Source organism: Cytobacillus sp. IB215316 (assembly GCF_033963865.1).
GTDB classification, from domain to species: domain Bacteria; phylum Bacillota; class Bacilli; order Bacillales; family SM2101; genus Nanhaiella; species Nanhaiella sioensis.
This window is the reverse complement of record NZ_JAXBMC010000010.1, coordinates 1-12,220: the sequence shown is the minus strand read 5'-3', so window position 1 is coordinate 12,220 and position 12,220 is coordinate 1. Positions and strand designations below refer to the sequence as shown.

Genomic DNA, 12,220 nt, shown 5'->3' with positions numbered 1-12,220 from the left:
CAAACATATATTAATTCATTTCAAATATGTTCGTGAAAAGTCTCTAGTTTTGATATGATAAAAAAGAGTGTTAATTATTATAAAAGGGAAGGTACATGGAGTTTGAATATAACTACAAATAAAACCGCTGAAACAGCAATTTTAGTTGGATGTCAATTGCCCGATTTAAATGATGAAAGATTTATGTTTTCGATGGAGGAACTTGCATCTTTAACAAAAACGGCGAATGGGACTGTGGAAGTTGTCGTTACACAGAAAAGAGAGAAAGTTCACCCTGCTACATACATAGGTAAAGGAAAAGTAGAAGAAATTGTAAATTTGGAAAGTGAAATAGAACCACAGATTATCATTTTTAATGATGAGCTGACACCTAGCCAAATTAGAAATTTAACAAAGTTATTTCAGGCGAGGGTAATTGATAGAACTCAACTAATTTTAGATATTTTTGCAATGAGGGCTAGATCACGTGAAGGGAAGCTCCAAGTTGAACTTGCACAATTACAATATTTATTACCTAGACTAGCTGGGCAAGGTATTTCTTTATCTAGGCTCGGGGGAGGAATTGGTACAAGAGGTCCAGGTGAAACGAAGCTCGAAACGGATAGAAGACACATCCATCGTCGAGTCGTTGAAATTAAGCAACAATTATCGTCGATCGTTCAGCATCGAGTGAGGTATCGTGAACGGAGAAAGAAAAACAATGCATTTCAATTATCTTTAGTAGGATATACGAATGCTGGAAAATCAACGCTTTTTAATCGTTTAACAGCAGCTGGTGCTTATGAAGAAAATGAGTTGTTTGCTACATTAGATCCTATGACGAGAAAGATGTCGATACCATCTGGGATGAATGTACTGCTCACGGATACCGTAGGATTTATACAAGATCTTCCTACCACATTAGTAGCTGCATTTAGATCTACATTAGAAGAGGTCAAAGATGCTGATGTACTTATACATGTAGTTGATTGTTCCAATCCAGATTATTTTAATCATGAACAAACTGTATATCAGTTAATAGAAGAGTTAGGTTTCGAAAATATTCCAGTCATAACCGTTTATAATAAGCGTGACAGTATTCATTCAGATTTTGTACCCTCATCAAATACAGAAGTTGTCACAATTAGTGCACATAACGACAATGATGTTATTAAACTGAAAGCTTGGCTCGAAAATCGGATAAAAGAGAATATGGTTAAATATCACGTGAAAATTCCAAGCCAAGACGGGAAATTACTGTCATCCATCAAAACGGATACGATTGTAACAGAGACAAAATATGATGAAAGAGAAGATGTTTATGAATGTACAGGATATGTATTATCTTCACATATCGCATTCGGTAAACTAAAGAAATATCAAGTTTAGAAAGGGAAGAAACATGTTTCATAACTTAAGTAACGGAGAGCAAATCTCCGACATAGTAAATATAGTAGAAGACAAAATACGTAATATCCATCATCAAATCGATCGGAATATAGAAGTGAATCAATATCGAGTACTTGAGAGTTTTCGTGGACATAAAATAAGTGATTCACATTTCACGCCTTCAACAGGTTATGGTTATGATGATGTTGGAAGAGATACGTTGGAGAAAGTATATGCACAAGTTTTTGGAGGCGAAGCTGGATTAGTTCGCCCACAAATCATATCAGGAACGCATGCCATTTCAATTGCATTATTTGGTGTGCTTAGGCCATTTGATGAGCTTTTGTATATAACTGGGAAGCCATATGATACTTTAGAGGAGATAGTAGGAATTAGAGGTTCAGGCGTAGGTTCTTTTAAAGAGTATCATATTGGGTATAACAGTATACCGTTAGCTACAGATGGCAAAATTGATTATAACAAAGTAAAAGAAGCGATAAATGAAAAAACTAAAATGATAGGTATTCAAAGATCTAAGGGATATGCAAATAGACCCTCGTTTTCGATAAGTGAGATTCAAGAAATGGTTCAATTTGTAAAATCGATTAATGAAGAAATCGTCGTTTTTGTTGATAATTGTTATGGTGAATTTGTAGAACCATTGGAGCCTTGTCATGTAGGTGCAGACTTAATTGCTGGATCGTTAATAAAAAATCCTGGTGGCGGTCTTGCTAAAACGGGTGGTTATATCGTAGGGAAGAAAACTCTTGTTGATGCATGCTCCTATCGAATGACTTCTCCTGGAATAGGTAGTGAAGCAGGAGCATCGTTACATAGTTTGCAAGAAATGTATCAGGGATTTTTTCTCGCTCCACACATTGTTGGTCAAGCTTTGAAAGGTGCTGTTTTTACATCAGCTTTCTTATCCGAAATCGGCATGAACACACATCCTAGCTGGAATAGTCATCGAACAGACCTTATTCAATCAGTCCAATTTGATAATAAAGAAATGATGATTGCATTTTGTCAGGCAATCCAATATTGTTCCCCAGTCAATTCTTATGTTACTCCATACCCTAGCTATATGCCTGGTTATGAAGATGATGTGATCATGGCGGCTGGTACCTTTATACAAGGGTCTAGTATAGAACTATCAGCGGATGGGCCTTTGAGGCCACCATACGTAGCATACGTACAAGGGGGGCTAACATATGCTCACGTCAAGATAGCGGTTTGTTCGGCAATCAATCATTTGATTGAAAAAAATCTCCTCAAAATAGGCTAAATAAGAACAGAATGAACGAAAAGAAAATTGATGTAATTTATTGTGTTAGATTTTATGACATAGTGTTGACAAAAAACATAACATGGAATATACTGAATATAGTAATAAATGATGGAGGTATCATTATGGCTGATGAAATCAGAAGGTCCATGCCACTTTTTCCTATCGGAATCGTGATGCAGTTAACCGAATTAACAGCTAGGCAAATTCGATATTACGAAGAGCATGGATTAGTATCTCCGGCAAGAACCGAAGGGAATCGACGATTATTTTCTTTTAATGATGTTGACAAGCTATTAGAAATTAAAAATCTAATAGATCAAGGTGTCAATATGGCAGGGATTAAGAAATTATTTGCAGGCAATCAAGATGCAAAACCTGTACAAGAAAATGAAGTAGTTAAAGCGAACAAACAAGAACTATCTGAAGATGAACTGCGCAAGCTACTAAAAGCTGAACTGATGAATGCTGGAAAATACAATCGTACAACTCTGAGACAAGGAGATATGTCCCGATTTTTCCATTAATTAAAATGTGCATGCAACCGTTAGAAATAAGTAAAATATAGGTGAAATATATTCTTGAATGGATGCACTTCACCAATTTTTATTTAAATAAATTTTTTAAAATCAAGGGAGGAGCTTTTTTTATGGCAAAGTACACACGAGAAGACATTGTTAAGATGACTGAGGAGGAAAACGTTAGATATATAAGACTACAATTTACTGATTTATTAGGAACGATCAAAAATGTTGAAATCCCTACTAGTCAGTTAGAAAAAGCACTTGATAATAAAATGATGTTTGATGGATCTTCAATCGAAGGCTTCGTACGTATAGAAGAATCCGATATGTATTTATATCCTGACTTAGATACTTGGGTTGTATTCCCTTGGACATCTGAAAAAGGTAAAGTTGCACGTCTAATTTGTGATATTTACAATCCTGATGGTACTCCTTTTGAAGGAGATCCACGTAATAACTTAAAGCGTGTACTTAAAGAAATGGAAGAGCTAGGATTTACTGACTTTAATTTAGGAGCGGAACCAGAGTTTTTCTTATTTAAAGTTGATGAAAAGGGCGAACCAACTCTTGAATTAAATGATAAAGGTGGATACTTTGACTTAGCACCGACTGATTTAGGTGAAAATTGCCGCCGTGACATCGTTTTAGAATTAGAAGAAATGGGCTTTGATATTGAAGCATCTCACCATGAAGTAGCGCCAGGGCAACATGAAATCGACTTTAAATATGCTGGTGCGTTAAAAGCAGCTGATGATATTCAAACGTTCAAGCTTGTTGTAAAAACGATCGCTAGAAAGCACGGTTTACACGCAACATTCATGCCAAAACCACTTTACGGCGTAAACGGATCTGGAATGCATGCAAACCTTTCATTATTTGCTAATGGTGAAAACTCATTCTTTGACCCTACTGGCGACTTAGAGCTTAGTGAAACAGCTCGTCAATTTATCGCTGGTGTTATAAAACATGCACCAAACTTTACAGCTGTTACAAATCCAACAATCAACTCATATAAACGTTTAGTACCTGGTTATGAAGCTCCTGTATATGTCGCTTGGTCAGCTCGTAACCGTAGCCCATTAATCCGTATTCCTGCATCTAGAGGTATGAGCACACGTGTTGAAGTGCGAAGCGTTGACCCAAGTGCAAACCCATACCTTGCAATGTCAGTATTACTTGCAGCTGGATTAGATGGTATCAAAAACAAGCTTACAGCTCCTGCACCAGTTGACAGAAACATCTATGTAATGAACAAAGCTGAGCGTTTAGAAGCTGGTATCGTAGACTTACCTGCAACACTAGAACATGCATTAGAAAACTTAAAGTCTGATGAAGTTATGACAGGTGCAATGGGTAAACATTTATTCGAGCACTTTGTAGAAGCTAAAGAAATAGAATGGGATATGTTCCGTACGCAAGTTCACCCTTGGGAACGTGACCAATACATGACTTTATATTAAGAAAATAAAAATGTTGATTTAACAACGTTTATAGCAGTTTATTAGGTGGGTCAAGTTGTGAGATTTAATTCTCTATTACAACTTGACCCATTTTTGACCACAAAAACTTCAAAAAAAATTTACAAAAACTTCAAAAAAATTTTACCCCAATTTGACAATTTCCATCGTATACAAATATTACATAAAGGGGGAGACATAAAATATAAACTCCATGAATTTTTGTTAAAGGAGGCAAGTGAAGAAGCTAAATATGCTTGTAATAGATTTTTTTCTATTATTTGACAGTGAAATTGAGAAGGAACAGTTTGAACATTTAAATGGTAGAGGAATTTAGGGTAAATAGCAGAGAAAACTAATCATCAAAATTTATAGCATGTCTAATAGAAAAGGAAATACAGTGTGAACTACACACTAAATGAGTTTCCGGCATAATCAACATTTTAGAAAATTGTCAACTGGAATGGCTTGTTAGGAAATTAAGATATTATTATAAATGATTAACTTAGATCATTTATAATAAAAGAAGTATTTTAAAAAAATAAAAGCCCAAATTTTATTGGGCTCATCTATTAATAGAGGTTGCTTCAATTTCATGTAACCATTTATCAATGGCTGCTTTAGGGAAGAAGAGCTCACCCTTAATTTTTAAATAAGGTATTACGCTTTTACCATTTGAATCTGGGAATAACTGAGTTACTTGTTCATTGCTTATACCCAAATATTCGGATAACTGTGTAGCAGTTAATAATTGACCTTGTGTTGCATCTATTGTGTATGATTTAGTGGCTTCAATTCCATCAGACAATTGTTCTGCAATTATTCGATTGCCTTCCTTTAACCCATTTGAAATAAACCAGCTACCTATTACAAGACAAATAGCTAAAGTAAATAGTGATCTTGCTATTAAATTTTCTTTCATAGATTTTCACCCCTAATTTAATATATGTTTATTATATGAAAATTTTCCAACAAAAGGGCGTGGAACTTAATTTTCGTTTTTTTGTTTTAGTAAATCATAATAAAATGACAATTTTAAGTCTAAGTTTCAGTAGTCTAAGAGTACTTAAATTGTCGATTGGATTATTCTTAATAGTGTATTGTGATCATACAAAGAGGAGGAATTTACATGCTTGTTCGAAGGGAGGCGGGAGTATGAAAATAAATTTTACAGGGATATCAATTATTATTCTAGCAATATCTATCTTAGTCAGTTCAGTATTTATCTCCAATTCTTTATCAGACATGGCAAAATCTAATTCAGTTAGTTCAGTCAATTCAGTAAGTGAAAACAGTAAGATAGAAATGAGATTATATAGTAAATCAGAAATAGCTGAGTATATGGGGATTACCATAAGTGAATTTGATGGAATAGATTTAAATCAAGTTCTTTCAGGCAGTGGGATTCCATTTATACGTACAGATGATGATAATTACTATACTATTCATGGGATTCAAGAGTGGTTGTCAAACAATAATACATATTCAATCTATGACAATAAGGATTTTATTAATAATTGAAAAAGATAAAGGAGCATGTGGGAGTCTTACATGCTCTTTTTATATGGGGGATTCAGGTAATTAAAATAATCATGAATAATAGTGAGAATAACATTATCAGCGCCCTCAAGAGTGATAATAGGGATATAGTTATTTGTGAATCCAATTAAATATCCATTTTATTATCAAACCAATTCTCAATAAAAAATAAAAACCTATCAAAATACGGGGACATTTTGTACTACGGTTTCGGTAGTGATAATGCTATAGGGGAAAAATCTAATACAGGACATACTGCTGTACTTTCAACAACTGATTATTATGTGATTGAAGCTTCTAAAACTGCAAACAGTGGTAATAAAGTACACCATTGGAATAGAAGTAACTTATGGGATGGTGCTAGCGGAATAAAACAATACAAAGTAACCACTAAGTTGGGGACTAACGCGACTACTTCTGAATTAGAAGCAGCTGTTGATTACGGATTAGAACATGTAGGAGATGATTATAGAATAAAAACAGATATTTGGTCAGAAGATGAGTAGTACTGCTCAAAGTTGACTAACGCTCAGTGGGATGAAGTTGGATATAATTTGCAATCTTCTAGAGCGTTTCATATTGATGGATTACTTGCAGTTATTCCTTCTGATATTGTAATAGATGCCAACACTCGTTTAGTAAAAGAGTGGGGTACTATAAGGAATTATTACAAGGGATGAGTGGGAGAAGAAAGTATCAAAAGGTGAAAAAACAACGGATGAAGCGGTGTTTTTAAACACTGTAAATGTTGTCCGTCCTTTAAAATACGCATACAAATAATAACAATTGCATAATATAAAATACAGCAAGATATTCACTCCATGAAAAAACAGCCCTGCAAAGCATGTGGGGCTGTTATATTATTTGTACATTAATAATATCCTCAAATTTAATCCTGTGTATTTCCTCGAATTTATCCTTTACTCTAATATGTTTATTGAGCTGATCTACATAATGAATATGTCCCATGCATGGTTTAAACGCACCGTTCTCAAAATACGTCACTGTTACTTCTTGTGTAAACTCCATAGCTTCTAGGATTGTACTGTTAATTTCCTCTATTTCATGCTCATCTAATACAGGCTTTTGCACCTTATAATAATTAGCCTTTGCTTCCTTCATCATCTTCATATGTTCCGGTTGTATAAATGCTGGCACCCATTTCATTATCCCTCTGTCCTTCAAACGTATCACTCCTTTACCAATAGTATATACGAAAATACGTTCGATTAATACATTAAAACAGAACATATGCACGTTCATAATTAGACATAAGGAGATGCTTGGAATGAGAGGCTTAAGTAACTAGGATAAATAATAATAATCTCAGCTCAGATGATTTTTCTCAAGGAGGAGACAATGGTGCAGTAGTATACAATCCTTACAATTTTTTAATACACCCTATACATTCTGGAGGTGAATTTCCATCCGGAGGAGGTGGAACATATGGACTTTACACTCAAATAATGAACGCTATGGAATTATATGATATCTTCCCCTATACTAATGATACAGTAATTCACTTGCCAGAATAAATGAACAATGAATAAGCAACAAGTAAAATGGAATTAGAGGGGTTCTATATGAATTTATTTAGATATGCAATTACTGCTGTAATTTTATCTCTTCTTGTATCATGTTCAACGACAAATCCAATATTCGAAGGTTACATTATTGAAAAAAGAGAAGGTAAAGTGTATGAAATCCTTGTAATTAGTAACATTACTAAAGATGATATTGATGATAAATCAAAGGAAGATCTAATATCAGAGGCACAAGAAAATCAATCAGCTTATTTTGCTATTGATAAAGATGAATATGATGAGCTAACTGTTGGTCAAAAGGTTAAGGTTTGGCATAAAAGAGTAGCTGCTGAAACAAAGCCCCCAAAAGTAGGAGCAACAAAAGTAGAAATATTAGAAGAATCGGAGAAGAGTGTGGATAATTAGTAATAAGGGAGAGGAATTTTACCGTAAGGATATTATTTTAATACATCGTATAAATTATAACTACATCATGATTAACAATCAAGAAGAAAGGAGAGAAACAACCTATCTTTCCTCTTTATATACATTAGTCAGCTTTACTTTCTTCTTTCCAAATATCTTCATATTCCATCTTAATATAGAATGATCTTTTATGAATACCTTGATAACTTTTTGACTGTCAACACTAGAAGCTTGTTCAATATCATCACCTGTGACTTGAACATTAATTGGTGTGTTTGCAGAATAGCCTTCATCTCCACTTGTATTAACTGATCCATGAGTTGTATCTATCTTAGTGCTGGTGTCATGGGCTGCGCCAGTACATTTACTACTTTCACCTTGAATTCTGTAAAGTCTTCGTCTGAAGAGAAGGAGAAGGATGCAACATTTTTCTTGCGATTGATTCTCCAGATTTTCAATCCACTTTGTCTTGGAGTTTTTTTTTCTCAATTGCTCCAAAATTGTTTTCCACTTCAGACACATCCCTTCAAAATAAAAAAGAGACAGTCATTTAGACTATCTCTAACATCATTTTAAATTTTAATACCTGCTTCAATATTCAATAACATCTCTCCATCTTAAATTTCATTATTGATCCATCTATTTACTTCACAAAAATATAGTACAGTGACTCCCCAGTATACAGGGTTATTTAATCCACTTGCTAAACTTTTACCAAGCCCCATCATGTAAAACTCAACTAAGTGTATACTACTGTATATGATAAAAATGATAGTCAGATATCTAGTTCGTTTGTCTTGTGCAATCATTGCAAAGATACCAATTACACTCCCGACAACTATTCCCAAGCTTAACACATTTAAATCATTTGTAATTAACCAAATGACTATTGATAACATCAAATAAAGTAAGAACCCTGATAAGAACATTAGTATATTTTTTCTGGTGGATGCTGATATTTTTAAATACTTATAAAAATAGCTCCATGTAAAAATTAAAAATATCAAGGATGATGATTTGATTAAACTCATAATAATTAGTAAAGTGCTCTCCGTTACATTTCTTAGTTCAATTTCTAGAATAGTAGGGTTGTTAGCAAAAAAATATATACCAATAATAAATGAGACTACAGTTATTAAATATGTTATACCGTAAAATAACTCAAATTTCTTAAAGTGTTTATTAATGGACTTTGAAGATCTTAGATAGCCATTAAATCCTATTATACTAGCTATAGAGAACAAAACTGCTTCAATAGTTAAATCGACTAATCCAACTCTATTTGTTGATATTAAAACCATGTAACCTACAATTGAAGTAATAAATGCTAACAGGATGTCTTTTTGATAGGAAAAAAAACTTTTACTCATTTTCACTACGCCTCACTCCCGTTAAAACATAAATTAGTGTGAAATATTGGATTTGAGTTTGTTCTATAGTGGTTATAAATATCAATTATATCCATTTCTAACACTATATTAATATTTCAACAAGAACTATTATTATCCTTTTTTTATAAGAATAGGTAGTACATTTTATGTTATTCCAGAAGTGAGGTAGGATACGATAAAAGGTATACATTATCGTGAATTTTGGAGTATTTTAACTGGCGCCGATAATCGAGGTTCGCCGTTTTCATCTACATAAGAAAAAACACCGCTAAAATAGCGGAGTTCGTTGGTCGTGCTTCGTAATTTATTTGTCATTCGCTTTCCACCACGCTTCTAAATCGACTTTGCCTTCGAACACACAACTACGTTCTCCATATTTATTAATGTGAAGTGGCACGTTGGTTTATTCACTTCACGTTGAATCGCCTTTAAGTTAGCAATAGCATCGAAAACGTCATCGTTTTATTTCACGATTAACTCGTCAACTTCGGGCTGTGATTGCGCCATGTTAGATCACCTCCTTTTTCGGAATATAAAAAAGCCAACCGCGTTGATTGCGATTAGCTCTAAAACACCAAAATATTTACTCATCCGTCTAATCAAAACGAATTAATTAGCCATACAATACCCCAAACAAACTATGAAATGAGGTAGAACAATGAGTGCTTATGCTTCAAAATCATCATGTTGCGGTAGTACTACAAAGGCACTTAACACCGTAGAAAAGACCGCTTGCTGCGATTGTCCGGTTCCTACTTGTGATTTTATGGGAACTTATCGTGTAGAAGATACCGACCCATTTCAAATTTACTGTGGAGCTTCTACTCCTACTGGGGTTTTATGTGGAACTATTACTTTAATATCTGGTGATGGCCTTGAAATAAATATAACAACAAATGGTTCGGTTATACCCAAAATTATTCGACCAACAATCAATTTACCTGATAATAGCAACTCTATAAGTTTTTCTTTTCCAAATGTAACCGATATTACAGCGAACTGTTTGGATGATGAGGATAGTTGTAGGATAGAATACTCATTTAGAACAATAGAGAGATGTATAAGTACATCCGTACCTAATCAATAATCCAATCGCCCTCAGACGCATTTATTTATGTTGAGGGCGATTGTTTTATTTCAATGAAAAATTAACCTATACACTCCAAATTACAACGAAATTTTCAAATCCTGCATCTTCATTTATAACTTGTTCTACAGCTTCTTTCAGATTAATTAGTGCAGACACTTGTTCCAATTGGTATGTTCCAGCAATAACTAATCCTACCCGTACCTTTTAAAGGCTTCTTTTTATTTTGTTTGTAAAAATAACCCATTACAGTAATTTTGCATTCAGTTCCTGTTATATAGGAATTTTTATAAAATATAGGATCTTCTCATTAAAATTATATAAAGAAATATAAATATATTAATGTAAATGCACAATAACAAGTGAATACACAAGAAAATTTCATATTTTCACTAAAAACCACCTCTCAAGCTAAAATCAGTGGTTTCATTATTTTGATAAAATAAAAAACAGGAATACCTTCGTAGCAAACTAAATTCTTTTGAATATTTAACTTATATAAAACGATACTGAGCGAAAATTTTTTTCCATCTGTTTATTTCGGGCACAAGGTGTTAAAAAGGAGAGGAATAAGAATTATGGATATAAAGCAGTATGAAAAAATATCAGGTGAACTATTGAAAACATTAGGATACGTTGATGAAACACTTAACAACGGGACCGATAATTCTATTTATGAAATAAGAAGGGCAGAATACCTTTTTGATAGAATTCAACAAGATATTTCACTTATGAAATTAACCATCAATAAGAGAAAAAGGAAATCTAAGCGAGGTAGAATTGCTAGATGAGGTGACAATGTTGTGTAATAATGAAGAACAAGGTGGTAAAGCTTTTGGGGAATAAAAATACTACTAGGGAAGTTAAATAAATTACTAAAATGTATACTTGTCCTAGATTACCCGTCATATATCAAACACCTTCTATATTTAGTGATGAAGTTTTGTTTATTTTGTTATTAACTATATTTTTTTCTAACAAGAGTTATTTCTCATCCCAATTCCTATCTCAAACCCGGTCAGGCCAAGCTGCTCAACTTGCAGAAGAGAATATATGAGAAATAGTAGATGATTTAGAGAGATTAGATGAAATGCGCAAATAGAAATTCCGTCGAATAAGTCCATTATTACTGAGAAGTCCTCTAAACGACAGAAAAAGGGCAAGCTGTGTGGATAATATTAATAAGGTGATTAAGGGCTAGAAATAGCTCTTTTTCCATTTTTTATTAAATTTATTATGGCAGATGGTGATGTAACGTTTTTATATTAATATGTTTACTTAGTTTTACGATAAAACTAGCATTTTATTTTTTATCCTATTGAATGCCTCTACTCTTCGGAGTGAGGACTTTTTTATTTTGTATTTTAGTACTAAAAAGGAATGGTCATTTTGTATGAGGGCATTTTCTAGTACCAGTAGGAAAAAATTAATAATTTTTTAAAATATAGGCTTAAGTGACTAAATTGTTATTTTATAGTCACTGTAAAGTCATCTTAGATAAGTATATTTAAGTTGTACCAAACATTTAGTTGCAATATCAATCAAAGAAAGGATGTTTGGAGTTAGTATAGTTTTATGGACACAAAAACGTTAAGTACTTAAAATGTACTTAGAAAGGTT

General features: G+C 33.3%; 14 protein-coding genes. 10 read left to right on the top strand and 4 right to left on the bottom strand.

Annotated features, from left to right (window positions below; translation table 11 throughout):
- Positions 1 to 102 precede the first annotated feature (102 nt).
- The 4 genes from hflX (at position 103) to glnA (ending at position 4,637) form a co-directional block, all read left to right on the top strand.
- Positions 103 to 1,368 carry a GTPase HflX gene (gene hflX, locus SLH48_RS15240; protein ID WP_413785433.1) on the top strand — a complete coding sequence of 422 codons (1,266 nt, stop codon included), beginning with the start codon at positions 103 to 105 and terminating at the stop codon, positions 1,366 to 1,368.
- Positions 1,369 to 1,381: 13 nt separating this feature from the next.
- Positions 1,382 to 2,653: a methionine gamma-lyase family protein gene (locus SLH48_RS15235; protein WP_320258870.1), complete on the top strand. Its 1,272-nt coding sequence runs from the start codon at positions 1,382 to 1,384 to the stop codon at positions 2,651 to 2,653.
- Positions 2,654 to 2,778: 125 nt separating this feature from the next.
- Positions 2,779 to 3,180, top strand: a complete 402-nt coding sequence (locus tag SLH48_RS15230; protein ID WP_214482773.1) for a MerR family transcriptional regulator — start codon at positions 2,779 to 2,781, stop codon at positions 3,178 to 3,180.
- A gap of 122 nt (positions 3,181 to 3,302) precedes the next feature.
- A complete protein-coding gene (glnA, locus tag SLH48_RS15225; RefSeq protein WP_214482774.1) occupies positions 3,303 to 4,637 on the top strand; it encodes a type I glutamate--ammonia ligase in 1,335 nt (444 codons plus the stop codon).
- Between the two features lie 562 nt (positions 4,638 to 5,199).
- Here the strand turns inward: glnA and SLH48_RS15220 are convergent.
- Complete coding sequence (locus SLH48_RS15220; protein ID WP_320258869.1) at positions 5,200 to 5,556, bottom strand: helix-turn-helix domain-containing protein; 357 nt, start codon at positions 5,554 to 5,556, stop codon at positions 5,200 to 5,202.
- A 233-nt stretch (positions 5,557 to 5,789) separates the two neighbouring features.
- On the opposite strand from SLH48_RS15220, the gene SLH48_RS15215 reads away from it, so the two are divergent.
- The 3 genes from SLH48_RS15215 to SLH48_RS15205 all read left to right on the top strand — a co-directional run bounded on the left by SLH48_RS15215 (position 5,790) and on the right by SLH48_RS15205 (position 6,853).
- Positions 5,790 to 6,155: a hypothetical protein gene (locus SLH48_RS15215; protein ID WP_320258868.1), complete on the top strand. Its 366-nt coding sequence runs from the start codon at positions 5,790 to 5,792 to the stop codon at positions 6,153 to 6,155.
- Positions 6,156 to 6,370: 215 nt separating this feature from the next.
- On the top strand, positions 6,371 to 6,679 hold the full coding sequence (locus SLH48_RS15210; protein ID WP_320258867.1) for a hypothetical protein: 309 nt from the start codon (positions 6,371 to 6,373) through the stop codon (positions 6,677 to 6,679).
- 12 nt (positions 6,680 to 6,691) lie between these two features.
- Entirely contained in the window at positions 6,692 to 6,853 is a 162-nt protein-coding gene (locus SLH48_RS15205; protein WP_320258866.1) for a hypothetical protein, read from the top strand.
- 175 nt (positions 6,854 to 7,028) lie between these two features.
- Here the strand turns inward: SLH48_RS15205 and SLH48_RS15200 are convergent, their stop codons facing one another.
- Positions 7,029 to 7,358 (bottom strand): YolD-like family protein, encoded by a 330-nt coding sequence (locus SLH48_RS15200; protein WP_320258865.1) that lies wholly within the window; start codon positions 7,356 to 7,358, stop codon positions 7,029 to 7,031.
- Between the two features lie 398 nt (positions 7,359 to 7,756).
- Between SLH48_RS15200 and SLH48_RS15195 the strand changes: the two genes are divergently transcribed.
- Positions 7,757 to 8,122: a DUF3221 domain-containing protein gene (locus SLH48_RS15195; protein ID WP_320258864.1), complete on the top strand. Its 366-nt coding sequence runs from the start codon at positions 7,757 to 7,759 to the stop codon at positions 8,120 to 8,122.
- Positions 8,123 to 8,224: 102 nt separating this feature from the next.
- On the opposite strand, the gene SLH48_RS15190 is transcribed toward SLH48_RS15195, so the two are convergent.
- Together SLH48_RS15190 and SLH48_RS15185 are read right to left on the bottom strand one after the other, a co-directional pair.
- A complete protein-coding gene (locus SLH48_RS15190; RefSeq protein ID WP_320258863.1) occupies positions 8,225 to 8,620 on the bottom strand; it encodes a hypothetical protein in 396 nt (131 codons plus the stop codon).
- A gap of 119 nt (positions 8,621 to 8,739) precedes the next feature.
- The gene (locus SLH48_RS15185) at positions 8,740 to 9,498 is read right to left on the bottom strand and encodes a hypothetical protein (protein WP_320258862.1); all 759 of its coding nucleotides are present in this window, start codon (positions 9,496 to 9,498) and stop codon (positions 8,740 to 8,742) included.
- 673 nt (positions 9,499 to 10,171) lie between these two features.
- Between SLH48_RS15185 and SLH48_RS15180 the strand changes: the two genes are divergently transcribed.
- The gene (locus SLH48_RS15180; RefSeq protein WP_320258861.1) at positions 10,172 to 10,600 is read left to right on the top strand and encodes a hypothetical protein; all 429 of its coding nucleotides are present in this window, start codon (positions 10,172 to 10,174) and stop codon (positions 10,598 to 10,600) included.
- Positions 10,601 to 11,178: 578 nt separating this feature from the next.
- Positions 11,179 to 11,391 (top strand): hypothetical protein, encoded by a 213-nt coding sequence (locus SLH48_RS15175; protein WP_320258860.1) that lies wholly within the window; start codon positions 11,179 to 11,181, stop codon positions 11,389 to 11,391.
- Positions 11,392 to 12,220: the final 829 nt, after the last annotated feature.

Excerpts from the sequence above, each read along its gene's own strand:
- SLH48_RS15175 (WP_320258860.1), top strand. The coding sequence starts at position 11,179 with ATGGATATAAAGCAGTATGAAAAAATATCAGGTGAACTATTGAAAACA.
- SLH48_RS15230 (WP_214482773.1), top strand. The coding sequence starts at position 2,779 with ATGGCTGATGAAATCAGAAGGTCCATGCCACTTTTTCCTATCGGAATC.
- glnA (WP_214482774.1), top strand. The coding sequence starts at position 3,303 with ATGGCAAAGTACACACGAGAAGACATTGTTAAGATGACTGAGGAGGAA.
- SLH48_RS15195 (WP_320258864.1), top strand. The coding sequence starts at position 7,757 with ATGAATTTATTTAGATATGCAATTACTGCTGTAATTTTATCTCTTCTT.
- SLH48_RS15235 (WP_320258870.1), top strand. The coding sequence starts at position 1,382 with ATGTTTCATAACTTAAGTAACGGAGAGCAAATCTCCGACATAGTAAAT.
- SLH48_RS15215 (WP_320258868.1), top strand. The coding sequence starts at position 5,790 with ATGAAAATAAATTTTACAGGGATATCAATTATTATTCTAGCAATATCT.
- SLH48_RS15180 (WP_320258861.1), top strand. The coding sequence starts at position 10,172 with ATGAGTGCTTATGCTTCAAAATCATCATGTTGCGGTAGTACTACAAAG.
- SLH48_RS15220 (WP_320258869.1), bottom strand. The coding sequence starts at position 5,556 with ATGAAAGAAAATTTAATAGCAAGATCACTATTTACTTTAGCTATTTGT.